This is a genomic window from Mesorhizobium sp. P2_A12 (genome assembly GCF_056405075.1).
The window spans coordinates 103294-127854 of record NZ_JBFUCU010000006.1; the positions used below are offsets into that span (position 1 = coordinate 103294).

At 63.3% G+C, this 24561-nt stretch carries 27 protein-coding genes and 1 pseudogene; 14 read left to right on the forward strand and 14 right to left on the reverse strand.

All coding sequences use genetic code 11. The features are described 5' to 3' along the window. Positions 1 to 22 precede the first annotated feature (22 nt). Positions 23 to 1126 (reverse strand): NAD(P)/FAD-dependent oxidoreductase, encoded by a 1104-nt coding sequence (locus tag AC1DZU_RS16050; RefSeq protein WP_477286211.1) that lies wholly within the window; start codon positions 1124 to 1126, stop codon positions 23 to 25. A 103-nt stretch (positions 1127 to 1229) separates the two neighbouring features. On the opposite strand from AC1DZU_RS16050, the gene AC1DZU_RS16055 reads away from it, so the two are divergent. From AC1DZU_RS16055 to AC1DZU_RS16065, 3 genes are read left to right on the forward strand one after another with little or no spacing between them, the layout of a single operon-like run. Then, positions 1230 to 2480 (forward strand): cytochrome P450, encoded by a 1251-nt coding sequence (locus tag AC1DZU_RS16055; RefSeq protein WP_477286484.1) that lies wholly within the window; start codon positions 1230 to 1232, stop codon positions 2478 to 2480. 24 nt (positions 2481 to 2504) lie between these two features. Then, positions 2505 to 3569 (forward strand): hypothetical protein, encoded by a 1065-nt coding sequence (locus AC1DZU_RS16060; protein WP_477286213.1) that lies wholly within the window; start codon positions 2505 to 2507, stop codon positions 3567 to 3569. Positions 3570 to 3581: 12 nt separating this feature from the next. Further along, complete coding sequence (locus tag AC1DZU_RS16065) at positions 3582 to 4310, forward strand: transporter substrate-binding domain-containing protein (RefSeq protein ID WP_477286215.1); 729 nt, start codon at positions 3582 to 3584, stop codon at positions 4308 to 4310. Positions 4311 to 4380: 70 nt separating this feature from the next. Here AC1DZU_RS16065 and AC1DZU_RS16070 read toward each other — a convergent pair whose 3' ends face one another. The 7 genes and pseudogenes from AC1DZU_RS16070 to AC1DZU_RS16100 form a co-directional block, all read right to left on the reverse strand. Further along, positions 4381 to 4725: a cupin domain-containing protein gene (locus AC1DZU_RS16070; protein WP_477286217.1), complete on the reverse strand. Its 345-nt coding sequence runs from the start codon at positions 4723 to 4725 to the stop codon at positions 4381 to 4383. A 6-nt stretch (positions 4726 to 4731) separates the two neighbouring features. Then, positions 4732 to 6012 (reverse strand): O-acetylhomoserine aminocarboxypropyltransferase, encoded by a 1281-nt coding sequence (locus tag AC1DZU_RS16075; protein ID WP_095081250.1) that lies wholly within the window; start codon positions 6010 to 6012, stop codon positions 4732 to 4734. Between the two features lie 146 nt (positions 6013 to 6158). After that, complete coding sequence (locus AC1DZU_RS16080; RefSeq protein ID WP_477286219.1) at positions 6159 to 6680, reverse strand: CoA-binding protein; 522 nt, start codon at positions 6678 to 6680, stop codon at positions 6159 to 6161. Continuing rightward, entirely contained in the window at positions 6667 to 7431 is a 765-nt protein-coding gene (locus AC1DZU_RS16085; protein WP_477286221.1) for a GNAT family N-acetyltransferase, read from the reverse strand. Before AC1DZU_RS16085 ends, AC1DZU_RS16080 begins: the two co-directional genes overlap by 14 nt. A gap of 39 nt (positions 7432 to 7470) precedes the next feature. Continuing rightward, positions 7471 to 7592: pseudogene (locus tag AC1DZU_RS16090) on the reverse strand (AAA family ATPase); the annotation flags it as partial. Further along, positions 7592 to 8014, reverse strand: coding sequence for a VOC family protein (locus AC1DZU_RS16095; protein ID WP_477286223.1), 423 nt, complete (start codon positions 8012 to 8014; stop codon positions 7592 to 7594). The pseudogene AC1DZU_RS16090 and the gene AC1DZU_RS16095, both read right to left, overlap by 1 nt. 2 nt (positions 8015 to 8016) lie before the next feature. After that, positions 8017 to 8838, reverse strand: a complete 822-nt coding sequence (locus AC1DZU_RS16100) for an enoyl-CoA hydratase (RefSeq protein ID WP_477286225.1) — start codon at positions 8836 to 8838, stop codon at positions 8017 to 8019. A gap of 213 nt (positions 8839 to 9051) precedes the next feature. Here AC1DZU_RS16100 and AC1DZU_RS16105 point away from each other — a divergent pair, with 213 nt between their 5' ends. The 3 genes from AC1DZU_RS16105 (at position 9052) to rpsI (ending at position 10683) form a co-directional block, all read left to right on the forward strand. Further along, positions 9052 to 9516, forward strand: coding sequence for a PaaI family thioesterase (locus tag AC1DZU_RS16105; protein ID WP_477286227.1), 465 nt, complete (start codon positions 9052 to 9054; stop codon positions 9514 to 9516). Positions 9517 to 9734: 218 nt separating this feature from the next. Continuing rightward, positions 9735 to 10199 carry a 50S ribosomal protein L13 gene (rplM, locus tag AC1DZU_RS16110; RefSeq protein WP_010915638.1) on the forward strand — a complete coding sequence of 155 codons (465 nt, stop codon included), beginning with the start codon at positions 9735 to 9737 and terminating at the stop codon, positions 10197 to 10199. A gap of 1 nt (position 10200) precedes the next feature. Beyond that, positions 10201 to 10683, forward strand: a complete 483-nt coding sequence (gene rpsI / locus AC1DZU_RS16115; RefSeq protein ID WP_457152847.1) for a 30S ribosomal protein S9 — start codon at positions 10201 to 10203, stop codon at positions 10681 to 10683. Between the two features lie 159 nt (positions 10684 to 10842). Here the strand turns inward: rpsI and AC1DZU_RS16120 are convergent, their stop codons facing one another. Beyond that, positions 10843 to 11748: a LysR family transcriptional regulator gene (locus AC1DZU_RS16120; RefSeq protein ID WP_477286230.1), complete on the reverse strand. Its 906-nt coding sequence runs from the start codon at positions 11746 to 11748 to the stop codon at positions 10843 to 10845. Positions 11749 to 11839: 91 nt separating this feature from the next. On the opposite strand from AC1DZU_RS16120, the gene AC1DZU_RS16125 reads away from it, so the two are divergent. Beyond that, positions 11840 to 12712 (forward strand): aldo/keto reductase family oxidoreductase, encoded by an 873-nt coding sequence (locus AC1DZU_RS16125; RefSeq protein WP_477286232.1) that lies wholly within the window; start codon positions 11840 to 11842, stop codon positions 12710 to 12712. A gap of 98 nt (positions 12713 to 12810) precedes the next feature. On the opposite strand, the gene AC1DZU_RS16130 is transcribed toward AC1DZU_RS16125, so the two are convergent. Together AC1DZU_RS16130 and AC1DZU_RS16135 are read right to left on the reverse strand one after the other, a co-directional pair. Then, on the reverse strand, positions 12811 to 13869 hold the full coding sequence (locus tag AC1DZU_RS16130) for a glycerophosphodiester phosphodiesterase family protein (protein WP_477286234.1): 1059 nt from the start codon (positions 13867 to 13869) through the stop codon (positions 12811 to 12813). Between the two features lie 140 nt (positions 13870 to 14009). Then, positions 14010 to 15218, reverse strand: coding sequence for an acyltransferase family protein (locus tag AC1DZU_RS16135; protein WP_477286236.1), 1209 nt, complete (start codon positions 15216 to 15218; stop codon positions 14010 to 14012). 124 nt (positions 15219 to 15342) lie between these two features. On the opposite strand from AC1DZU_RS16135, the gene speB reads away from it, so the two are divergent. The 4 genes from speB to AC1DZU_RS16155 all read left to right on the forward strand — a co-directional run bounded on the left by speB (position 15343) and on the right by AC1DZU_RS16155 (position 18554). After that, complete coding sequence (gene speB, locus AC1DZU_RS16140) at positions 15343 to 16350, forward strand: agmatinase (RefSeq protein WP_477286238.1); 1008 nt, start codon at positions 15343 to 15345, stop codon at positions 16348 to 16350. A gap of 31 nt (positions 16351 to 16381) precedes the next feature. Continuing rightward, complete coding sequence (gene argC / locus AC1DZU_RS16145; RefSeq protein ID WP_477286240.1) at positions 16382 to 17308, forward strand: N-acetyl-gamma-glutamyl-phosphate reductase; 927 nt, start codon at positions 16382 to 16384, stop codon at positions 17306 to 17308. Next, the gene (locus AC1DZU_RS16150; protein ID WP_477286486.1) at positions 17305 to 18147 is read left to right on the forward strand and encodes an aminoglycoside phosphotransferase family protein; all 843 of its coding nucleotides are present in this window, start codon (positions 17305 to 17307) and stop codon (positions 18145 to 18147) included. Before argC ends, AC1DZU_RS16150 begins: the two co-directional genes overlap by 4 nt. Positions 18148 to 18230: 83 nt before the next feature. Beyond that, on the forward strand, positions 18231 to 18554 hold the full coding sequence (locus AC1DZU_RS16155; RefSeq protein ID WP_477286242.1) for a hypothetical protein: 324 nt from the start codon (positions 18231 to 18233) through the stop codon (positions 18552 to 18554). Positions 18555 to 18573: 19 nt separating this feature from the next. Here the strand turns inward: AC1DZU_RS16155 and AC1DZU_RS16160 are convergent, their stop codons facing one another. Next, positions 18574 to 19665, reverse strand: coding sequence for a COX15/CtaA family protein (locus AC1DZU_RS16160; protein ID WP_477286244.1), 1092 nt, complete (start codon positions 19663 to 19665; stop codon positions 18574 to 18576). A gap of 185 nt (positions 19666 to 19850) precedes the next feature. On the opposite strand from AC1DZU_RS16160, the gene AC1DZU_RS16165 reads away from it, so the two are divergent. Then, a complete protein-coding gene (locus AC1DZU_RS16165) occupies positions 19851 to 20066 on the forward strand; it encodes a DUF2842 domain-containing protein (protein ID WP_457152663.1) in 216 nt (71 codons plus the stop codon). Between the two features lie 23 nt (positions 20067 to 20089). Here AC1DZU_RS16165 and AC1DZU_RS16170 read toward each other — a convergent pair whose 3' ends face one another. Then, positions 20090 to 21148: a polysaccharide deacetylase family protein gene (locus tag AC1DZU_RS16170; RefSeq protein ID WP_477286246.1), complete on the reverse strand. Its 1059-nt coding sequence runs from the start codon at positions 21146 to 21148 to the stop codon at positions 20090 to 20092. 91 nt (positions 21149 to 21239) lie between these two features. On the opposite strand from AC1DZU_RS16170, the gene AC1DZU_RS16175 reads away from it, so the two are divergent. Beyond that, on the forward strand, positions 21240 to 22469 hold the full coding sequence (locus AC1DZU_RS16175; RefSeq protein WP_477286248.1) for a GNAT family N-acetyltransferase: 1230 nt from the start codon (positions 21240 to 21242) through the stop codon (positions 22467 to 22469). Positions 22470 to 22471: 2 nt separating this feature from the next. Here AC1DZU_RS16175 and AC1DZU_RS16180 read toward each other — a convergent pair whose 3' ends face one another. Continuing rightward, entirely contained in the window at positions 22472 to 23185 is a 714-nt protein-coding gene (locus AC1DZU_RS16180; RefSeq protein WP_477286250.1) for a GntR family transcriptional regulator, read from the reverse strand. A gap of 264 nt (positions 23186 to 23449) precedes the next feature. Here AC1DZU_RS16180 and AC1DZU_RS16185 point away from each other — a divergent pair, with 264 nt between their 5' ends. Continuing rightward, positions 23450 to 24538, forward strand: a complete 1089-nt coding sequence (locus tag AC1DZU_RS16185; RefSeq protein ID WP_477286252.1) for an ABC transporter ATP-binding protein — start codon at positions 23450 to 23452, stop codon at positions 24536 to 24538. The last annotated feature ends 23 nt before the right edge of the window (positions 24539 to 24561 follow it).

Here is a 24561-nt window from a genome sequence, read left to right on the forward strand (position 1 = left end):
CAAGTCTTCGACCTGGCGCGGTTCAGGCCACCTCCGCCCGCAGCCAGCGCTTCAGTCCGGCGATGTCGCCATCACCAATGGCGGCGGCAACGCGCCGGCCGACCGCAGCACCGAATTTGTAGCCATGGCCGGAGCAGGCTGAGACGATCAGGCATCTGCCCTTCTCGTACGCCATGAATTTCTCGTCGGCGGTGAAGGTGTAGGCGCAGGTGACGACCTCGGTCACCTCATACTCATCGATGCGGGCGATCGGCGGCGAAAACAGGTTGCGGATCGCCTCACCCTCGCCCGGCACCGGCTCACGGTTCCAGTCGGCGTCGCTGGTCGGCACCCTGTGCACTCCGGAACCGAATTTCATGCCGGCGCCGCCGGAAGGCGGGATCACGTGGCCGTCGACCGTACCGCCGACATCGAGGACGACCGGTGCTGCCTGCCAGGCGGCCTTGAGGTCGGCCGGCGGTTCGACATAGGCAAGTGCCGTTCGATAGGTCTTCAGTTCGCCGTCCAGTTCCGGGAAAAGTTTCAACACCCAGGCACCGGCAGTGACGACGATGCGGTCGGCCTGCATCGTTTCGCCGCTTTCGAGCACGATGTGGCCGGTTTCCTCGTCGATTTCGACGACCTTGCTGTTCTCATAGACATTGGCGCCATTGGTCCGCAGCCATTTGGCCAGGCCGGAGGCGATCTTGCGGCAGTGCAGCGCGCCGCCTTCGGTCGAAAAATAAGCATAGCGGAACGAGCCAGCCTCAAGAAACGGCCAGCGTTGCGCGGCTGCCTCCGGCGCCAGCAATTCGAAAGGGAAATTCCCCTCCTCCAGGCCCTCGCGATATTCTTCGGCCTCGTCGCCCGGCGCGCGCGAAATGCAGACAAAACCTCTGGGATCGAGGTGGCTTTCGCCGAGATCGGTCCACATCTCGTCCCAGGCCTGATAGGCTTCGGTGATCAGCCGGCCATAGCCGGTACCGGCCCGATAGGCGCGGCGGATGATGCGGTGATGGTCGCCTGATGCCGCCCGCGGGTTTGGGATCGGTCCCTGCTCGACGATCGAAACGCTGTGGCCGGCCTTGACCAGCGACCACGCGGTGGAAAGACCGGCAATGCCCGCGCCGACAACGATCACATCCATCAGGTCAGTCTTTCCGCAGCCATATGGCTGGCTCAACGCATTGGGCTATCGGGCGCAACATACGGTCTGGAACCGGGCTGGCAAGCCGCGCTATTGGTCTGGCATGACCAAATTGACGCCACCTTATCTGGCCTTTGATCCAGCCATCCGCCACCTGCGGCTCGATCCGCACGAGCCTGCCTTTTTTCAAGATCCTTACGAGGCCTACGCCTTTCTGCACGGCACCTCGAATGCATTCTTCTGGGAAGAGTTCGGCTTCTGGTGCTTTGGCGGCTTCGACGACGTCAACCGGCTGCTGCGCGACCGCCGCTTCGGCCGACAGAATCCGGCCGGCATTCCAGACAGGCGCGGTGTCGGCCAGGACCGCAGTCATCTCAGGGCATTCGACGGCATCGAGGCCAATTCGATGCTGGAGTTGGAGCCACCGGTGCACACGCGGCTGAGAACGCTGGTCAACCGCGCCTTCGTCTCGCGCCAGGTCGAACGGCTGCGGCCACGCGTCGAAGCGCTCGCCAACGAGTTGATCGACCGTTTCCAACCCGACGGAACCGTCGACCTCTTGCCCGCCTTCGCGGCGCCGCTGCCGATCACCATCATTGCCGAAATGCTCGGCGTGCCGGTCGAGATGGGGCCGCAACTGCTCGACTGGTCGCACCAGATGGTCGCCATGTACATGCATAGCCGCACGCGCGAAACCGAGGAGACGGCCAACCGCGCTGCAGGCGATTTTGCCGATTTCCTGCGCGGCCATATCACCGAGCGGCGCAAGAACCCCTGTGACGACCTGCTGTCGCTGCTGATCTCGGCGCAGAAGGACGGCCAGAAACTGTCGGAGGACGAGATGGTGTCCTCGGCGATCCTGCTGCTCAATGCCGGCCATGAAGCGACCGTGCATCAGACCGGCAACGCCGTGCGCTCGATCCTTTCGCAAGGTGGCGATCCCCGTCGCTTCTTCGGCTCACCCGAAGCGACCGCGGCGACAGTGGAGGAGTGCCTGCGCTTCGACGCGCCACTGCACATGTTCACGCGCTACGCCTATCAGGAGATCGAAGTCGCGCCAGGCGTCGTCGTACAGCCGGGCCAGACGATCGGGTTGCTGCTTGGCATGGCCAATCACGATCCACGCGCCTTCGCCGAACCGCTCGCCTTCAGGCCGGATCGGGCGGACCAGAAGAACGTGTCCTTCGGCGCCGGCATCCATTTCTGCATCGGTGCGCCGCTTGCCCGGCTCGAATTGCAGGTGTCATTGAAAACCTTGTTCGACCGGCAGCCAAAGCTGCATCTTGCCGAACCGCCGCGCTTCCGCGACACTTACCACTTCCATGGGCTGGAAACGCTCGCCGTCGGCTTCTGACGATCGCGGGCCTGGGGCTGCGACATGAGGGTGTTTTCGAGACCGGCGACAGCGTTCGCAGTGGCAATGCTGTCATGCCTCGGTGTGGTGCACGCCCAGCAACAGCCGGAGAACATCCCGTGGGAAAACAGCGTGGCGATCGCCCAGAAGATGGCGGCCGGCCTGCTGGAGCGGCAGACCGGATCGAACGACTTCCCGCCGCCGTCCTTTGCGGTCGAGGTCGATCTCAACCTCGACGGTTTTCCCGAGATCTTCGCCTATCGCTATGCGCCGGACTGCGACGGCATCCATTGCGGCAACTTCCTGTTCGTCCTCGAGGGCGACAGCTACCAGGAAGTCCTCGGCGACATTCCCGGTGCAAGGCTGGTGCCGCAGGACAAGATCGGGCTCAGCGCCTTCAAACGAAACGGTTTTCTCGACATCCAGTCCGACCAGATGATGATCGGCTGGGACGGAAAACGCTATGTCGACGCCTCCACGTTTCCTGCCTCGTCGCTCGATGGCGCCGCCTTCATGGCGGCCTGCCAGAAAAGCAGATCCAACGAACAACCGGCGGAGGGCGAAGCGGAACGCGTGATGGCTGAATGCCAATGCCGGTTCAGCCGGTTTCAGGTAACCGGCTTCACGCAGCCTGATCTCGACATGTACACGGCATCGCTGGGCGACAATTTCGAATATCCGACAGGCGCGAAGGAGATTGCCTGGCAGGCGCTTCTGAAAAATGCCGAGGACGTCGGCACCGGCTGCGATGTCGCCAGCGGCAAGAGCCAATGGCCGCCGGCCTATTTCAATCATGGCGACCAGCCGCAGCGGAAGCTGAATTTCGATGGCTTTCTCGATGCCTGTCCGGCACAGGACTTCATCCTCACCAACCACAAGATTGGCTCACCGGACCGAGCGCTCAGCCTTTGCGGCTGCCTTGCGCGCGAAATGCCGACCCAGGGCATCAGCCAGGAGGGCCTCGATCTCGTGGCGCAGTATTATCGCAACGAGATTTCCGACGCCGATATCGAGGCAGAAGACGCCGACGCCCTAACCTTCCACGACAAGGCATCGGAGGCCTGCCTCAGCCAGTTCCCGGCGAAATAGGATGGCGACCGTTTGACCAAGCATATGACCGAGTTGAAATTCGCCTTCCTGGAAGAGCCGCCATTCTGCTTCACCGGTGCATCGGGCGAGGTCTCAGGCTGTGACGTCGAGCTTGCGCGCAGGCTCGGCGAGAAGCTCGGATTGGCGGGCTTCAGGCCGATCGAGACCGAATTCGCTGAATTGCTGCCAGGGCTGGTCGAGGGCCGCTGGACCATGACGACCGGCTTGTTTGTCTCCGACGAGCGCCAAGAGATTGTCGACTTCACACGGCCGATCTGGGCGTTGGAGGATGGGTTGCTGGTCGCCAAAGACAATCCGCGCGGCTTTCGCGGCTACCAGTCCATTGCCAGGGACCGGACGGCGTTGCTTGGCGTCATTGCCGACCAGGTGCAGCATCTCACGGCGTTGCACAACGGGATTGCGCCGGAGCAGATCAGGATGTTTGCAACCCAGGCCGACGCAGCGGATGCAGTCGCCAACGGCGTGGTGCACGCCTATGCCAGTGTTGCGATGGCGCATCGAGGCTATCTGACCCAGCGGCCCGAAATGCCGCTTGGCCTTGTGGAGGTCCCGGCCAGCGAAAAACAGCCATCGGCCGGTGCCTTCGCGATCGCCAAGGGCCACGGCGCCCTGCTCAGGGACATCGATGCTTGCCTCGATGAATTGCTGGGCGGTGACTGGCACCGGCAGATGATGGCGCAATACGGATTTTCGGACAGCGATATCGATCGCGTCGTCTGACCCCGGCCTGGATGCCTGTTTTTATGCATGTCGTTCTCCCAAAACCGGGGCCACTTTTGGGCGACATGCATTAGAGCTTGATCACATACTCCTTGCGGGTCGTTTCAAGCACTTCCCAGCTGCCTTTGAAGCCGGGCCTGAGAACAAAGCTGTCGCCGGCCTTGACGGTGCGCGCCGCACCGCCTTCTTCGGCGATCACCGAAACGCCGTACAGGATGTGGCAGAATTCCCATTCGTCATAGACGATGCGCCATTTGCCCGGGGTCGATTCCCAGATGCCGGCATAGAGGCCACCGTCACGCTCCTCGACGTTCCAGGTGCGGAATTTCGGATCGCCCGAGATCAGCCGATCCGACGCCGGCGCGCCAGATTCGGGTTCGACGTTTTTGATGTCGACGGAAAGAAACGCGGTCATGATCGATCAGACCTTGGCAAGCGCCTGTTCGAGGTCGGCAACGATGTCGTTGACGTCCTCGATGCCGATGGAAAGCCGCACAGTGTCCGGACCGGCTCCGGCCTTGACCTTCTGCTCGTCGGAAAGCTGGCGGTGCGTGGTCGAGGCCGGGTGGATGACCAGCGACTTGGTGTCGCCGACATTGGCCAGGTGCGAAAACAGTTCCAGCGCCTCGACGAATTTGACGCCGGCGTCATAGCCGCCCTTGAGGCCGAAGGTGAACACGGCGCCGGCGCCTTGCGGCGAGTACTTCTTCTGCAGCGCGTGGTTCTTGTCTGAGGGCAGGCCGGGATAATTCACCGAGGCGACCTTGGGATGATTGGACAGCCAGGCGGCGACGGTCACGGCGTTGTCGCAGTGGCGCTGCATGCGCAGCGGCAAGGTTTCCAGACCGGTCAAGATCAGGAAGGCGTTGAACGGCGAAATCGCCGGACCGAGGTCGCGCAGGCCAAGCACGCGTGCGGCAATGGCGAAAGCGAAATTGCCGAACGTTTCGTGCAGGATAAGGCCGCCATATTCGGGGCGCGGTTCCGACAGCATCGGATATTTGCCCGACTTGGACCAGTCGAACGTACCGCCATCAACGATGGCGCCGCCGATCGAATTGCCGTGACCGCCGATGAACTTGGTCAGCGAATGGACGACGATGTCGGCGCCGTGCTCGATCGGGCGGATCAGGTAGGGCGAGGCCAGCGTGTTGTCGACGATCAGCGGCAGGCCGTGCTTGCGCGCGATGTCGCCGATCTTCTCGATATCGACGAAGGTGCCGCCCGGATTGGCGAGGCTTTCGATGAAGATCGCCTTGGTCCTGTCGTCGATCTGGCTCTCGAACGTCGAGATGTCATTGGTATCGGCCCAGCGCACCTCCCAGCCATAATTCTTGAACGCATGACCGAACTGGTTGATCGAACCACCATAAAGCTTGTTGGCGGCGACGAAATTGTCGCCCGGCTGCATCAGATTGTGGAACACGATCACTTGGGCGGCATGGCCGGAGGCGACCGCAAGCGCCGCCGTGCCGCCCTCGAGGGCCGCGATGCGCTCTTCCAGCACCGCCTGGGTGGGGTTCATGATGCGGGTGTAGATGTTGCCAAAGGCCTTGAGCCCGAACAGCGAGGCGGCGTGGTCGGCATCATCGAAGACAAAGGAGGTCGTCTGGTAGATCGGCGTGGCGCGGGCGCCCGTGGCCGGGTCAGGCTTGGCGCCGGCATGGACGGCGAGCGTGTTGAAACCGGGCGTGCGGGTCATCGAAACCTCCCTTTTTTGAAACTCTTGAAATGGCCGGGCATTCTTGGCGAAGCCCAAGCGTGAATGCAAAGAAGAAAATGCCCTTCGGCAGGTGATTTACACGTGAGGCGGGAGAAAATGCATAGCGCTTCGGAATTATTTTTCTTCTACTTCTGGCGCACACCAAAACTCTGGAACCCAGGGCGCATCAGCGGCTTCTTCGACGACAGCACGCCGGAATTGACGCCAGTCCAGCCGATCTCGCCGGACAGCTTGCCATATTCGATCTTGGGGCAGCGGTTCATCACCACCTTGATGCCGGCGGCCTCGGCGCGCGCGGCTGTCTCGTCATGGCGTACGCCAAGCTGCATCCAGAGGACTTTCGGCAAGGGATCGAGCCGAAACACCTCATCGACAATGCCCGGCACTGCCGTCGCCGCGCGAAAGATGTCGACCATGTCGATCGGTTCGGGAATATCGGCCAGCCTGGCATAGGTCATCCGGCCGAGGATTTGCTTGCCGGCCTGGCCCGGGTTGATCGGAAACACCGAAAAGCCCTTGGCCAGCAGATATTTCAGCACGAAATAGCTTGGCCTCACGTCATTGGCGGACGCGCCAACCATGGCGATGGTCTTCACCGAATTGAGGATGCCGGCAATGTAGGTGTTGTCGTAACTATCGTGGTTCATGCGGCTTCCTGCGGTAGTGATAGCGGTAAAGTTCACGGCTGAATCCAAGCGAGGCATAGAGCGCCCGGCCTGGCGGATTGTCGGCCACCACTTGCAGGCATGCCGCGTCAGCCCCTGCCCGTCGTGCCCAGCCGATCAGGCCGCCGACCGTCTTGCGCCCCAGGCCTTGCTGCCTGAAGCGGCGGTCGGTTTCAACCGATTCCACCACAAGCAGCCCGTTTCGGATGACGCCATAGGCCAGGGCGGCAATTTCGCTGTCGCATTCACAGGACACGAACGCCCGGTCGCCGGCGATCAGCCCCGTCATCTCGCGAAAGACGCGGCGATCGATGTCGTCGTAGGCGCCCATGCGAAACCGCGCTGCGAGCCAGTCTTCGGCGGGCACCGGCGATACAGTGACGCGCCCGTCGCGGATCTCCGCCAGGTCGTCGATACCGGCATGAAGATGGATGGTTCCGCCTTCGAGCTGATAACCGCGATGGTCGAGTGCGGCTTCGAGCTCATCGGCGATATCAGGCACCCGAAACAGCGGCGTCTGGTCGTGGCGGACATAGAAAGACTCGGCGGCGTCGATGACCTTGTCGGGTGCACCGCGCTTGCCACGCAAGGGATTGACCGAATTTGCGCGCCGGGTCCGGCCACCCGAGCGCCTGAGAAGCCAGCCGTCGACGACGGTTTCGGCCGCTGCCGGCCAGGCTTCGCGGCACGCCTGTTCGCTGCGCCAGTTGAGATCGTCGTCATTTGCGATCACGCATCATCCTCCCGCAGCGCTTCCTCCATAAAGGCCTGCGAAATCGTGGCCGCGAAACAGCGGCAGGTTCCAGGGATATTTTTCCCCACCCGCGCCGGGTCAAACAGGATGCGCTTGAGATAGGGTGCCTTGAGCCGCGTCAGCTGCTTGCGGTAAGCCATTAATCGGGCAGCGAAATCGTGCCGTCTTCCGCGATCGGGAAGGCTGGATTGTGCGCCACTTCCCAGACATGCCCATCGGCATCGGCGAAATATCCGTACCAGCCGCCCCAGAAGGCGCGGCCGGCCGGCTTGACGATACGGCCGCCGGCTTTTTCGGCCATGGCGAGCACCTCGTCGACTTCGGCATCGGAGCGGGTGTTGTAGGCGAGGTAGACGGCGGACGGCGCCCCAGTGAAGGCAACGCCCGAATCCTCCTCGGCGCTGGCGCGCGGGAACAGGCCGAGAATGGCGCCGCCCATCTGGAAAAAGGCGACACCGTCGGTGATGCCGGCATGACGGGTCAGGCCCATCGCCTCGTAGAAGCGCACGGCGCGGTCGAGATCGTCCGTCGCGATGGTGATGATGGAGATCCGCGGTTCCACGATTACTCGTCCGTCCATTGCGGCTTGCGCTTGCCGATGAAGGCGCCAATGCCCTCCTCCGCGTCACGCGCCAGCATGTTGTCGACCATGATCCGGCCGGTATAGGCATAGGCGTCGGCCAGTCCCATCTCGGCCTGCGCGTAATAGGCTTCCTTGCCGGTCTTGACCACCAAAGATGATTTGGAAGCAATGGTTTGCGCGTATTTGGTGACAATCTGATTCAGATATTCGCGCGGCACGACGCGGTTGACCAGCCCGAATTCCTTGGCGGTTGCCGCATCGATCGTCTCGCCGGTCAACAGCATCTCCATCGCGTGCTTGCGCGAAACGTTGCGCGACAGCGCCACCATCGGCGTCGAGCAGAACAGGCCGATGTTGACGCCCGGGGTGCAGAAGGTCGCCTCATGCGACGCAATCGCCAGGTCGCAGCTGGCGACCAGTTGCAGCCCGGCGGCCGTTGCCAGGCCGTCGACCTCGGCGATGACCGGCAAGGGATGACGCACGATCGCCTGCATCAGCGTGGCACAGGCCGCAAACGTCTCCGCGAAGAAGGCCTTGCCATGATCGGCATCGGCACGGCGCGCCGTCATTTCCTTGAGATCATGGCCGGCGCAGAACACCTTGCCGGCTGCCGAGAGAACGATGACGCGAACCGCCTTGTCGGTTCTGGCACGATCGAGTTCCGCCGTCAGCGCCGCCATCACCGCCAGCGACAGAGCGTTGGCGGGCGGATTGGCAAGCGTGAGGCGCAGCACGCCCTTGTCCAGTTGTGCGACAACCGGACCTTCAACGGCGGCAGGCTTGATGGCAAGGATTTCAGCCATGGTCGTTTCTCCGCGATTCAGGATCGTGGTTGGATGCTTCAAATCTAGTACGCCATCACGCTTCGTCCAACACCATCAAACAGATTGCTGGCACAAGCGACAAGGCTGCCCTGCATTTGTTCCGTTGGGCTAGGATTGTCATCAGTGAAGGCTGAAACGGTGTTGCCAGAATGCCCGGCCGCGTTCAAACAGGCGCATACGAGGGAGACCGCCATGCCCGCCCAGAGCAATCTCAAGCCGGTGCTGACCGCGGCGGAAGTCAATGTGCTGATGGGAAGCGTCTATCCCCAGCTCAACGACCAGTTCAAACATTACGAGGCGATCGACGTGTTTCCAGGCGGTTGCCTCGTGCGGCTCAATGCCGACGAACGGCACCTGCGCCCTGGCGGCACGGTGTCGGGTCCGTCGCTGTTCACGCTGGCCGATATCGGCGGCTATGTCTGCGTGCTCTCTCATGCCGGGCCGGACGCGCTTTCCGTTACCGTCAACCTCGACATCAACTTCGTCCGCAAGGCCGAGGCCGGGCCGATCGATGGCCATTGCCGCATCCTGAAGTTGGGAAAGAGCCTGATGGTGTTCGACATCGACATCGTCGCCGGCCCGGACGGACACACGGTGGCGCATGCCACCGGCACCTATTCGATCCCGCCGAAGCGGAATGGCGATGTGGTAAAATAGTACCTTTTGTCCAAGATATTGTTTTCGCTAGACTTTTCCTACTGCCGGCCCTTTCGACGGCCTTGACGCGACAACCGCCCTCGCCTATAAGCCCTCACGAAGCAGCGGCCCGCAAAGGCCGCCGTTTTGTTATTGGCGGCGGGCAAGCGTCTCACCGCCAATCCAAGCAACAAGAAACGCCTTCTCTTATGAAGGTCCGAACCGAAAGCAGAAAACACATGACAACCTTTTCGCAGAAGCCTGCGGATGTGGTGAAGAAGTGGATCCTGATCGACGCCGAGGGTCTCGTCGTCGGCCGTCTCGCCACCGTTATCGCCAATCATCTTCGCGGCAAGCACAAGCCGACCTTCACCCCGCATGTCGACGACGGCGACAACGTCATCGTCATCAATGCCGACAAGGTGGTGTTCACCGGCAAGAAGTTCACCGACAAGGTCTATTACTGGCACACCGGCCACCCCGGCGGCATCAAGGAGCGCACCGCGCGCCAGCTGCTTGAGGGTCGTTTCCCCGAGCGTGTCGTCGAGAAGGCCGTTGAGCGCATGGTCCCGCGTGGCCCGCTCGGCCGTCGGCAGATGAAGAACCTGCGCGTCTATGCAGGTGCAGAGCATCCGCATGTCGCCCAGCAGCCCGAAGTTCTCGACGTGGCCAAGCTGAATTCCAAGAACAAGAAGGTCGCATAAGATGGCTGAGCTTTCCTCGCTCGCAGAACTGGGCGCCGCCACCGGCAACACCAACACGCAGGCCGCGGCACCCGTCCATGTCCAGAAGCTCGACAAGTCGGGCCGCGCCTACGCCACCGGCAAGCGCAAGAACGCCATTGCGCGTGTCTGGGTAAAGCCGGGTTCCGGCAAGATCATCGTCAACGACAAGGAATTCGCGACCTATTTCGCGCGTCCGGTCCTGCAGATGATCCTCAACCAGCCGATCATCGCCTCCAACCGCTCGGGCCAGTACGACATCGTCGCCACCGTCATCGGCGGCGGCCTCTCGGGCCAGGCCGGCGCGGTGCGCCACGGCATCTCCAAGGCGCTGACCTACTACGAGCCGGCGCTGCGCGCCGTGCTCAAGAAGGGCGGCTTCCTGACCCGCGACAGCCGCGTCGTCGAGCGCAAGAAGTACGGCAAGGCGAAAGCCCGCCGCAGCTTCCAGTTCTCGAAGCGCTAAGCGCTCCGCAGTTTTGCCAATCGAAAAAGGCCGCCTTCGGGCGGCCTTTTTGTTGGCTTGTTGGCGGCTCGTTGTTTGCGGCTCGGCAGTCACCCCACCCGCGCCTCCCGCGCAACATAGTGCGGGGTGGGAGAGCCGGCACTGCTCACTCGTATGATCTCAGGCGTGAACCGTCGATTGCTTGATATAATCGATGAACGCCCGCAACGGGGCCGGCACGAGGCGGCGGCCGGGATAATAGAGAAACGGCCCGGTGAAGCTCTGCCACCACGGTTCCAGAATGGGTTCAAGCGCGCCGCTCTCGAAGTGCGGGCGAAGCCAGCCCTCGAACAGGCCGATGATGCCGGTGCCGGCGATGGCCGCATCGACGGCCAGATCGGTCGCGCCGCCGATCCGCACGATCAGCGGGCCTGTCGGATCGATCCGCACCACCTCGCCGTCGCGCTCGAATTCCCACGGCAGCATCGCGCCGCTGGCAAAGCGGCCGCGCACACAGGCATGGCCGAGCAGGTCGCCCGGATGTTGCGGCCGCCCATGGCGTTCAAGATAGGCAGGGCTGGCGGCGGTGGCGAAACGCTGCAGGCGCGGTCCGATCGGCACCGCGATCATGTCCTGTTCCAGCCGCTCGTCGTAACGGATGCCGGCGTCGCAGCCCGCCGCCAGCACGTCGACAAAGTTCTCGTCGGCGATCACCTCCAGCCGGATGCCGGGAAAGGCGGCGAGGAAACCTGGAACGATGTCGGGCAATATCAACCGCGCGGCGCTGACCGGCACATTGAGACGCAGCGAGCCCGCCGGCCTGTCGCGAAAGCCGTTGACCACGTCGAGGGCGGCCTCCACCTCCGACAGCGCCGGACCGAGCCGCTCCAGCAAGCTAAGGCCGGCCTCGGTCGGGACAACGCTGCGCGTCGTGCGATTGAACAGCCTGACACCGAGCTGCACTTCCAGGCGACGCACCGCTTCGCTCAAGCCCGAGGCGCTGCCGCCGCTGGCGCGCGCACCATCGCGAAAGCCCCCGGCGCGCGCCACCGCCACGAAGGCGTTCAGATCACTGAGATCCATCATTGTTCGCAATTCCGCACAGCCTGTGTGGATTGTACCTGATTATCACAAGATTGAGCAGCGCCTATCTTCGCCTCCTCAAAGGAGATCAATCATGTCCAATATCCAACAGGCCGGTACCTTCACCCTTGGCAGCAACACCCTGAAGCGGCTCGGCTACGGTGCCATGCAGCTCGCCGGGCCTGGTGTGTTCGGGCCGCCCAAGGACCATCACGCGGCAGTGACCGTGCTGCGGGAGGCCGTTGCACAAGGCGTCGACCACATCGACACCAGCGACTTCTACGGCCCGCACGTCACCAACCGGCTGATCCGCGAGGCGCTGGCCCCCTACCCAAAGGATCTGGTCATCGTCACCAAGATCGGCGCCCGGCGCGGCGCGGATGGCTCGTGGCTGCCGGCCTTCTCCGCCGAAGCGCTGACCCAGGCGGTGCACGATAATCTGCGCAATCTCGGCCTCGAGGTGATCGACGTGGTCAATTTGCGCATCATGTTCGACACCCACGGTCCCGCCGAGGGGTCGATCGAAGCGCCGCTCACCGTTCTGGCCGAACTGCAACGCCAAGGCCTGGTCAGGCATATCGGATTGAGCAACGTGACATCGACCCAGATCAAGGAAGGACGCCGGATTGCCGAGATCGTCTGTGTGCAGAACCAGTACAATCTGGCGCATCGCCGAGATGACACCCTGATAGACGACCTCGCTCGTGACGGCATTGCGTACGTGCCGTTCTTCCCGCTCGGCGGCTTCAACCCGCTGCAGTCTTCGACGCTGTCCGATGTGGCACAGCGCCTCGGCGCCACGCCGATGCAGGTCGCGCTCGCCTGGCTACTCCGGCGCGCGCCCAACATCCTGCTGATCCCCGGCACATCGTCGGTCGCGCATCTGCGGGAGAACCTCACCGCTGCCGAACTCAAGCTTTCGGACGATGTGCTCAGGGAATTGGATGGTATGGCGGCGGCCGCTTGACGGCGGACGAGGCTGGACCAGCCGTTGGTGGATTAGCGAACGCGGCGACGAGCAAATCTCCCCCCTCGTGGGGAGAGCGGCGGTTTCTGCCGGTGTTCCTAGTTGATGCTCGCCGTATTCGCAGGCTCAACCGGCCGCGCCTCGTCGGCATAAGGCACGCGGTAGCCATTCGCCGCCAGCCAGTCGATCGCCGCCTTCGGCTCGTCGGTCTGGATGATGGTGGCGCCGCGATCGGCCCAGAAGCCATATGTCTCGCGCGGCAGCCTGGCCTGGACCGCCAGCTCGTCGCCGCGGCCGCCGGCAAGGAAGCCGCCCGGCTTGTTGACGATGGCGTAGGTGTCGGCCCAGATGTGCCAGTTGCCACGCACCGCGGCCGCGCGCATGCGCGTGCTGAACAGCGGGCCGCCGGTCTCGGTCAGCGTCTCGGCGCCCGCCCGCCAGTTGATCAGCTCGGTCGCGCGCGGCGAGAAGGCGTGGTCGACCGTCTCGGCGAAAGCGGCATCATGCACCGCGTCGTCAGCAATGATCGGCATGAACTGGAAGCCGCCGCCGATGGCATCCATGGCGGCCTTGACCGTGGCAATCCGGGTGGAATTCCACAAGTTCTCCTTGACGATGACCTGTTCGGCCATGCCGAGATCGCGAGCCACCGCGATCATGCCGGAGAGGTCGCCGACCTCGAGCTTGTTGTCGAGGTTGATGAGGATCCTGTCCCTGGTCGCCAGCAGCATCTCGCGCAGCGTCGAAACTGTCTCATTGGTGACGGCGCCGGTCCCCTCAACCACCAATCGGCAGGTTCTCAGTTCGGCCAGCGTGTACTTCACCACCTCGCCCTTGCAGGTCGTGGTACGGTCGAGCCAGCTGTCATGCATGACGACGAACTCACCATCCTTGGAGCGCCTGATGTCGACCTCGACGATTTCGGCGCCCATGGCGATCGAGCCTTGCACGGCCGCGATCGAATTTTCCGCGTAGAGCGTCTTGCCGGCCTGCATGCTGCCGGCGCGATGCGCGGCGATCATGACGTGGTCGCGCCACTGGTTGGCATGCTCGAAGCGGTCGAGGATCTGCCTGGCGCGGGTTTCGTCGGCCAAGGCCTGGCCAGAGGCGGCCGCAAGTGCCGCGCAAAGCAGAAGGCTCAGCCAGATGGTCCGCATCGAGAATCGCTCCTTGCCGGATCGAGACCCGGATAGGCGATGCCCGTGACAGCCCGGTGAACGAAGCCGGCTAGCGGATGTCTTGCTTGAGCATGATCTTTTCCGAAAACCGGCTTCCACTTTTCGGGATCATGCTCGCGTCAGATGCGTTTCGACAGCCGGCGGAACCAGGCCATGGCCGGCATCTCGACGAAACGCCAGGTGATCCAGGAGGCGGCGATGGTGGCGACAAGCATGACGATGATCGCCACTGCCCCTGTCCAGCCGGCGCCGAAGCCGGTCGCCGGCAGGCCGCGCAGCACGATGTCGTCGATCAGGCCCAGGCCAAGCTTGCGCTCGACGAGCCCGGCGATGTTGATCAAGCGTGCCTGGACGAAGATGTGGACCATGTAGATCGAATAGGACAGCGCGCCGAGCGTCAGCATGAACGGCGTCCTCAGCAGGGCGCTGATCCAGCCGCCTTCATGCGCGAAGAGAAACAGCGCCAGCGCGAACACAAGGGGCGCCGCGATGCCGAAATCATTGTCGCCCGACAGCGAGACAAAAAGCACGATGACGGCGACCATGACGATCTCGGCAAGGGTCCAGGCCATGCGCGGGCCGCCCTTGGCCAGGGCCTGTCGCGCCCCTGCAATGGAATCATGCTGAAACCAGGCAAGCAACGCGCCCAGCGAGAAGCCGTACAGGCAGCGGATGAAGCCGAAATCGAAGGACACATCCATATGATGGGTCGAGAAGCCAAGCAGGAACAGCGGCGCGGTGACGGCAGCGCCGACGAACCATATCCAGGCGAACTCGCCGGCGACGAAGACCACGCCCGCAAACAGGAGATAGGCGAAGAACTCCGCCGAAATGCTCCAGCTTGGCGCATTCCAGGTCAGGTGATCCTCGAAGCCGACGCCTTGCAGCAAGAGAAGATTGGCAAGCAGGCTCCTGAGGTCGAAACCGCCGGTGAAGGGAGCTGCCCCGGTGCCGTGCAGTTGCGGCAGCACCAGCCGCAGCAGCTCGAAAGCGGCGAAAGCGGCAAGCATAAGCAGATGCAGCGGGTAGATGCGGCCGAACCGTACCAGGGCGAAGCGAGCCACCTCTTCCGGCTGGCTCAGCCGGCTGCCGTAGCTGCTGGCGATGACGAAACCAGAAAGAACGAAGAAGAAGTCGACGAAGAGGTAGGACGAACCGATGAAGGCGCTTTGCGAAATCGTCGAACCGGTCGGGAAGTGAAACAGCGCCACCAGCAGCGCGCAGATGCCGCGCCACGAATCGAGAACCAGGAAGCGTTCGCCGGCGATCGTGCCGCTGTGGGTCGACACCACGGCGCGGGGAGGATTAAGAAACGCGGTCTGCGTCATGATGATACAAATCCTGTTTTGCCATGGCACTTGAGGGGCGCCATTTCGTCTCCCCAAGCTGTGACTGGCATCTTCCGTGCCGGTTCTGTAGTTGTTGCACCCCGATGAAAAACAAGGACCCGTAATGGCGACCAACAACATCGACCATGCCTTCACCGCCCGCTCCAAAACGGGCGCTGCCCTCGAGCCGACCTATTCCGGCGCGCTGTCGTTCATGCGGCGCAAATACACGAAGGACGTGAAGGGCGCGGACGCGGTGATATGGGGCATTCCCTTCGACGCCGCCGTCACCAACCGGCCCGGCGCCCGCTTTGGGCCGCAGGCGATCCGCCGCGCCTCGGCGATCCTCGACAACGACCCGCAATACCCGTTTTCACGCGATCTGTTCGAGCATCTCGCGGTGGTCGACTATGGCGATTGCCTGCTCGATTCGGGCAACCACCAGAAGACGCCCGGCACGATCGAGCGCGAAGCGGCGAAGATCCTCAAATCCGGCGCCTTCCTGTTGTCGCTGGGCGGCGACCATTTCGTCACCTGGCCGCTGCTCAAGGCGCATGCCGCCATCCACGGCCCGCTCGCCCTGGTGCAGTTCGATGCCCACCAGGACACCTGGCCGGACGACGGCAAGCGCATCGACCACGGCTCCTTTATCGGCCGTGCCGTCAATGAAGGCATCATCGATCCGGACCGCTCGATCCAGATCGGGATCCGCACCCACGCGCCCGACACGTTCGGCATCAAGATCCTCTACGGCCACGAAATCGAGGAAATGCGGGCGTCCGATATCGCCTATGCCATCGTCGACCGCACCGGCGGCAAGAAGACCTATCTCACCTTCGACATCGACTGCCTGGACCCGGCCTATGCACCCGGTACCGGGACGCCGGTTGCCGGCGGGCCGTCCTCGGCAAAGATCCTGTCGACGCTGCGCCAGCTCAACCAGATCGACATTGTCGGCGCCGATGTCGTCGAGGTTGCGCCAGCCTATGATCACGCCGATATAACGGCGATTGCCGGCTCGATGGTGGCCATGCAGTATCTCGGCCTGCTGGCCGAGCGAAAGGCCCGGCTTGAAGAGCTGAACAATGGCAACCACAACGGTGCCGCAGTGAATCACGGTCAAGGCATATAGTCTAGAATTATCAGGGAATTTGATCAGGCAAATGAAACCGAAAATCTTCATCGACGGCGAGCATGGCACCACTGGCCTGCAGATCCGGGCGCTGCTTGCCGAGCGCGGTGACCTGGAAATCATCTCCGTTCCTGCCGAGCGCCGCAAGGAAACGGCGGCGCGCGCCGAGTTCCTCAATGCCGCCGATGTCGCCATCTTGTGCCTCCCCGATGACGCGGCGAAGGAAAGCGTCTCGCTGATCGCCAACGACACCACCAAGGTCATCGATGCCTCGACCGCGCATCGCGTCGCCGAAGGCTGGGCATATGGTTTCGCCGAGATGGACAAGGAGCAGGCAAAGACGATCGCCTCGGCAAAACGCGTCGCCAACCCCGGCTGCTGGCCGCAGGGACCGATCGCGACGCTGCGGCCGCTGGTCACCGCCGGCCTGCTGCCGGCGGACTTCCCGATCACGGTCAACGGCATTTCCGGCTATTCTGGCGGCGGACGGCCGATGATCGAGGACTATGTCGCCAAGGGCGAGGACGCCTCGGAGTTCCTGCCCTACGGCCTCACCTTGCAGCACAAGCACGTGCCGGAGCTCAGGGCCTATGCCAGGCTGTCGCATGATCCGATCATGCAGCCGGCGGTCGGCAATTTCGCGCAAGGCATGATCACGGTGGTGCCGCTGCAGCTTGGCGGTCTCGACCATGTGCCGACGGGTGCGGAGCTTCACGCGGCGATTGCCGACCATTTCGCCGCCATCGAGGGCGGTGTGGTTGAGGTCGCGCCCTATGCGCATCTGGAGCGCATGCCGGAGATCGATCCGGAGATCTACAACGGCACCAACCGAATGAAGGTCTACGTCTTCGCCAATGACAAACGGGCGCAGGCTCTGCTGCTGGCGGTCTATGACAATCTCGGCAAGGGGGCCTCGGGTGCCGCCGTGCAGAACATGGACCTGATGCTCGGCCTCTGATGGATGCGCCTGTCTTTCCGACGCGCTGGAGGGTCAGCGCGCCCGAACTCATTGCCGAGACCTTTTCGAGCCGCATCTGGAAGGTGCGCCGCGAGGACGGGTCGCCGGCGATCGTCAAGGCGCTCAAGCCTTTCGATGACGTCGCCGACGAATTGCGTGGCGAGCACTATCTCGCCTGGCGGCGCGGCGACGGCGCGGTCCGCCTGCTTGGCCGCGACGGCCACAGCATGCTGCTCGAATATGCCGGCGAAACCCTGCTGCAGCAGGTTCTCGGCGAACAGGGCGACAACGCCGCCACCGCAATCGCGGCCGATGTGATGGCAAAACTGTTTTCGCCTGGGAAAGACCCCTTCCCGGCCGAGCTGCAGCCGCTCCGCGAGCGGTTTGCCAGCCTGTTCAGGAAAGCCGCGAGCGACCGCGACGCCGGCCGTGACAGTCTCTATGTCGAGGCTGCGGCAATCGCCGATCGGTTGCTGGCCGATCCGCACGATACCAAGCCCCTGCATGGCGACCTGCATCACGACAACATCCTGCACGGACCGCGCGGCTGGCTGGCGATCGATCCGAAGGGCGTGCTTGGCGATCCCGGCTTCGACGCCGCGAACATGTTCTACAACCCGCTCGACCGGGACGATCTTTGCCTCGATCCGGAGCGGATCGCGGATATGGCCGAAGTCTTCGCCAAAACGCTGGGCCAGGCTCCGCGCGCCATTCTCGATCATGCCATCGCCTATGGTTGCCTGTCGGCCTCCTGGCATCACGAGGACGACAACGCGGTCGACGAGAACCGCGAGTTGTCAATCGCCGAGGCGATCCGGGCGGTGCGGCCAAGCTTCTGATCCAGCCAGTCAACCGGCGACGGTAAGGGCTTGTTCACCATGATGGGCTACTAGACGTTGCGTGGCTCCATCAGGGAATTGTCATGGTCAGCGCGATTTCGGGTTCCTCGCAGGCAACCCAGTATTCCTCGTCCAGTTCATCGAGCAATGCCGCCCAGGAGGCCGCGCTCGAAAAGCAGATCCAGGATTTGGAAGATCAGGCCAAGGCGATCAAGGATCAGGTCCAGGCCGCCCAGGGGCAGCAGGATATCGCTGTCGCCCAGGCCAAGCTTGATGCACTCAGGGCCGCCGACGCCGACAAAGCGGCGAAGGACGCTCAGAGCCAGTCAGCGCCATCCGCCGCAGCCTTGCGCCAGGCCGAATTCGACGGCGAGAAGACGACAGCGTCAAACGAATTCTGGATGTGACCGGCCGATCGGCTCGGGATCAAGTCCTGACCGCGATTTCGTGGGGCAAGGGATAGGCACCTTTGGTGCCGCGCCAATGCGCGGCGGCAAAGCCCAGCACGATGAGCGCAAACCCCTGATGGGTCAGTGCCATATGCAGCGGCACATGCATCAGCAGCGTACCGATGCCGATCGAAGCCTGCACCAAAACCAGCACGAACAGCAGCGTCGCGCGGCGGGCGTGGGTTGTTTCAGGAAGGCGCCGACGCGTGGCGATCATGTGCCACAAGGCCACAATGAACACCGTGTAGGCGCCGAGACGATGGACGAACTGCACCGTCTTGGGGCTTTCGAAGAAATTGCGCCACGCCGGCTCCAGGATCAGCAAATCACCAGGGATGAGCTTGCCGTCCATCAACGGCCAGGTGTTGTAGCTCAGGCCGGCGTCGAGCCCGGCGACCAGCCCGCCGAGATAGATCTGGATCAACGCCAGAAACACGATGAAACCGGCCAGCTTCTGCGTCGAGCGGTCGGCGGCGGGTTCGGAATGCGGCGCCAGCCCACGCGCCACGACCATGGTGGCGGTGAAGATCAGCGCCGCCAGCGTCAGATGGGTCGCCAGCCGGTATTGGCTGACCGAGACCCGGTCGACCAGGCCCGAGGCCACCATCCACCAGCCGATGGCGCCCTGCAGGCCGCCGAGCAAAAGGATACCCACCAATTTCGGCCCCAGGCCGCGTTCGATGCGGCGCGTCGCCCAGAAGAACAGCAGCGGCAAGGCAAACACCAGGCCGACGCTGCGGGCCAGGATGCGGTGCACCCATTCCCACCAGAAAATCGACTTGAACGCCTCGATGCTCATGCCCTTGTTGAGCTCGGCATATTGCGGGATCTGCTGATAGAGCTGAAATTCCTCTTGCCACTCGGCGTCGTTGAGCGGCGGTATCACGCCGTGGATCGGCTTCCACTGCGTGATCGACAGGCCGGCACCGGTGAGCCTGGTGGCGCCGCCGACCAGCACCAGCGCGAACAGCACCAGCACCACGACATAGAGCCAGCCGCGCAGCAGCGCCCGATTATACAGGTCGCGGTCGCGGGCCACGAAGGGCGCGGCAGCGGATATGGCAGCCATGGTCTTGTCTCGGCAGGTTGGTTTGGCGGATTGGTGGACCATCGCACCCTTGCTGGCAAGACCAGACGGCGCGGCACGCCGTCGCGCCGCGTCTCACCGGTTGCACAGGGTCGCGTCAAGGCCTATGCGAAGCCAAGAGCTTACCGGACCTCAGAGGTTCGGCAGCCTAGACCAGGAGGCCAACCATGCCCGTGCGCCTGAAAAAGCTGATCGGAGCGTTCCTGCTGGTGGCGCTGGTCATCATCTATGCGCTGGTCGCTTCGATCTTCGCGGTCGCCCGGCTGTCGGAGTCGAGCCCATGGGTGCATTTCCTGTTCTTCCTGCTCAGCGGCCTGCTGTGGGTGCTGCCGGCGATGGGCATCATCAAGTGGCTGATGCTGGAGCCGAAGGCGAAGCGCTGAACCGGAACCCGGCCCCGCCGCAGTCAGATCGTCACGAGCATCTTGCCGGCGTTGGCGAGCGGCGTGGTCACGCCCGACAGCATGGTGCGGATATGAGCGAGGCTCTGGTAGCGGCCGTTGACTGAAATGCGCGGCAAGGCATGCAGAAACCCGGAATGTTCGGCGCGCAGCACGCCATGGCGCGTAGTCACGGCGGAGGCATAGCCGGCGTCGCGGGCAAAACCCACTTCGCGGCAGCCCACCGCCCTGGCATAGCCATAGGGATAGGCGAAATGGCTGGGCCTTTCGCCCAGTTTGGCCTGCAGCATGTCACCGACGGCCCCAATCTCGTGCCGCGCATCGGTTTCGGAAAGCCGCTTCAGATTGCTGTGGTTGATCGTATGGGCGCCAATCGCCACCAGCGGATGCGCGGCGATGCTGCGGATTTCGTCCCAGTTCATCAATGTCCGCAGGCGCGGGCCGTCCGCGTCGACGCCATTCGAGCGAGCCAGGTCACGCAGCACGGCTTGCAGGTCCTCCTCGCGGACTTCGGAGGTGAGATAGACATGAAGGCGTATATTGGCCTGCACTTTCTTCGCCGGGGTCGAGCAGTCGATCACCAGCGGGCCATTCGGCCGCGTCAGGGTGAGGCTGTCGCGTATGTTGACGATGTCCTCGACCACATCCCACCACAAATCGGCGGTGCCGTTGATCAGCCCGGGCGCGACGTAGATGGTCATCGGCGCGCCGTGCTTCTCCAGCACCGGCAGCGCCTCCGTCATGTTGTCGCGATAGGCGTCGTCGGCGGTGATGGTTGCGAACTCGCCACCCTTGCCGCCTGCCTTGATGCGCTCGATGGCTTCGTCCATGGAAACAAAGGCATAGCCGCTCGCCTTCATGTCGGCGATCACGGCATCGAGGAAGCCAGGCGCGATGTTCAGATGGCGGTTGACGCTGTCGGGCTTTTCGGGCGTCGCGGTCACGCGGTGCAGCATCAGTATGGCGCCAATGCCGCCGATGAACGGCTTGGCCAGCGGTGCAAGACCGGAATAACGGGCGACGTTCAGCGCCAGTTTCCGGATTGCCTCGCCCCCGTCGATCATTCATTCACCTTTTGCGCCTAGGCTTAACCAAGCACGGAATGCGCCTATGCGGCTCCCCAAATCGCCATCAGTACGCCCTAAGGATTGAGGTATGGTTGACGCAACAGCGTCATTTGACGGCAATCGGCTCGCTGCGACCGAGGCGTCGCCGCGAACCTTGCCGGCAGACCAGGCCGGCCTGTCGATTTCAGTGATGTGCGCGGAAGGGCTCGCGGCCTATGCCGGGTTCTCCCGCTCGGCCCTGTTTGCGCCGGCGCAGAGTGCCAGCTGGGTCCTGAACTGGGCCGAGCAGGTCGGACCGGATCTGCTCGTTGCGACGCTGAGCGCCGAAGGCAGGCCGGTTTTTTCGCTGGCCCTTGAGGTCACCGCGAAAGGTCCGTTCCGCGTCGCCCGCTTCATGGGCGACCGCCACGCCAACGGCAACTTCGTCGCCGCCGATCCGCAATGGCTGGCCAGGGCGGATATCCCGGCCATCCGATCCCTGTTGGCGGCCATCGCCAAGGCACGCCCGGACATCGATCTCGTCACGCTCGAGCGGCTGCTGCCCGATCTCGACGGTGTCCCCAATCCACTCGCCTTGCTTGATCATTTTGCCAGCCCCAATATGTCGCTGGCCGTCGATCTCGGTGGTGGCTTCGATGCGCTGCTGTTGCGCGCCAGCGGCAAGCGCAAGCGCAAGAAGCACCGCTCGCAGATGCGCAAGTTCGAGGCTGTCGGCCGCCACCGGCGCATCGAGGCGCGCACGGCGGACGAGGTGGACAGGCTGCTCGATGCCTTTTTCGAGATGAAGGAATTCCGCTTCCGCAAGATGGGCATCTCCAACGTCTTTGGCGACGAGCAGGTACGCGCCTTCTTCCGCGCACTGTTTACGCACGCGCTTGCCGAGGACAAGCCTTCGTTCGTGCTGCACGGGCTCGAGGTTGCCGGCAAGCTCCGCGCCGTCACCGGGTCAAGCCGCTCCGGCAAGCGCCTGATCTGCGAGTTCGGAGCCATCGCCGAGGATGATCTCGGCAACACCAGTCCCGGCGACTTCCTGTTCTTCGACAACATCCAGGAAGCCTGTGAGACCGGTTTTGCCGTCTACGACTTCTCCGTCGGCGACGAGCCGTACAAGCGGCTTTGGTGCGATATCGAAACCCAGCATTTCGAGGTGCTGATCCCCTTGACGCTGAAGGGTCGCGCGCTGGCGGCGACGCTCCGGCAAGGCGCAAGGTTCAAAGCCTTCATTAAGAACAGCCCGGCGATCTGGAAGCTGACCAAGATGCTGCGCCGCAAGGTTGCCGGACAGGCAGCGCCCGCGACCGGCGAGAATGAGAGCTAGCTTCAGAAATTGAGGGCTTCCCGGAGCGCCGGGCCGGCTCGGACACGCAGATCGAGATCGGCCTCGATATGGTCGATGTGGTGTAGCATCAGCCGGCTCGCCAGCGCGCAATCGCCGTTCTCCAGCGCGCCGACAATCTCCGTGTGCTCGCTATGGCCGCAGGCCGATACGCCAGAACGCCCGTAAAGGGCGATGACAAGAGACGAGCGCGCCACCAATTCCTCCATGAAACGCTGCAGGATGGCATTGCCGGCCACGGAGGCGAGCAGCAGGTGGAAATCGCCCGACGCCTTGATTTCGGCACGCCGCGCATTGGGACCGCGCTCCGCGATGAAGCGGCCTTCCTCGTCGAGCTGCGCCCGAAAAACGGCGATGTCAGCGGCGGTGACGCGACCGCATGCGGCGATGGCTATGCCCGGCTCGATCAGCCGGCGTGAGGCGAACACCTGGCGCGCTTCCTCGGGCGAAGGATTGGCAACGAAGGCGCCACGGTTGCGCTCCGTGCGCACCAGGCCCTCGAAGGACAGCATCTGCAGCGCGGCTCGCGCCACGGTGCGGGAGACATCAAACAGCGTGCCGACCTCGCCTTCCGACAGCTTGGTGCCGGGCGCGAGCCGGCGGTCGACTATGGCGTCGCGCAGCTGGTCGTGGATCGCCTGGGCACGATCCTGCGTTGCACTGTCGGTGGCGGAGTAGATCTGGTCGGCAATGTTCATGGCGGAAAAGTTCCTGTCTCCTTCTAACGCGACTCGTCATCCGTGCACGAGAGGCAAATTGGACACGAAGGCAAAAAAGATTGCATACGATTTTTGTGCAAATCGCTCACAATCGCCCATAATTTGTGCAATGCACCAATCAGCCTGTTTCGTGGGCGGCAGACAAAAATCCCGGTTTTCTTAACAATTCAAATGCTTGGCCGGTCAACCCGAGATTGGCACGCATGATGCATTGGTTGATGCGACCAAAACGGGGAAGCCTGAATGTCCAAAGCCGCCGAAATCGACATTGTGTCCGTTTCGAAAGTCTATGGGATGACGACCGCCGTCCAGGACATCAGCCTGAAGATTCCGGCCGGCACCTATTGCTGCCTGCTCGGCCCCTCCGGTTGCGGCAAGACTTCGACGCTGCGCATGATCGCCGGCCACGAGAGCATTTCGTCAGGTGACGTACGCCTCGGCAACATCGTCGTCACCGACCTGCCTCCGGCCAAGCGTGGCACGGCGATGATGTTCCAGTCCTACGCGCTGTTCCCGCATCTGGACCTCATCGACAATGTCGCCTTCAGCCTGAAGATGAAGGGCATCGACAAGGAGCAGCGCCGCGCCAAGGCGCTGGATATGCTCAAGCTGATGCAGATGCAGGCTTATGCCACACGCCGCCCCGCGCAGCTTTCCGGCGGCCAGCAGCAACGCGTGGCGCTGGCGCGGGCACTCATCACCGACCCGGAGGCGCTGCTGCTCGACGAGCCGCTGTCGGCACTCGATCCGTTCCTGAAGATCCGCATGCGCGCCGAACTGAAGAAGCTGCAGATTTCGCTTGGCATCACCTTCGTCCACGTCACCCACAGCCAGGAGGAGGCGATGGCGCTTGCCGACCTGATCGTGGTGATGAATGACGGCCGCATCGAACAGGCGGCCCCGCCGCGCGACGTGTTCGAGCGGCCGGCCACGGCCTTCGTCGCACGCTTCATGGGCGACCATAACGTCATCTCCGGCCGCGTCACTGCCAGCCGAGACGGCATGGTCGCCTTCGATGTCAATGGCGGCGGCTCGCTGGCGGCCATCGGGAAACCACAGGAGGCGGGACAGCCGATCGACATCGCCATCCGCACCGACCATGTGCGCATCGGCGCCGCACCCTCGCCCGGCTTCGGCTTCACCGGCATCGTCTCCAACATCGAATATCGCGGCGCCACGGTGAAGTTGTCCGTCACCGGCGGCGGCATCGACGATTTCACCGTCATCATCGACGATTCCGACTTCTTCGCCAGACCCGTCGCCGTCGGCGACGGCGTACCGCTCGCCTGGGATTCCGAGGATGCCATCATCCTCGGCCGCCTTCATTCATGACGTCAACGAAGCAAAACAAGACA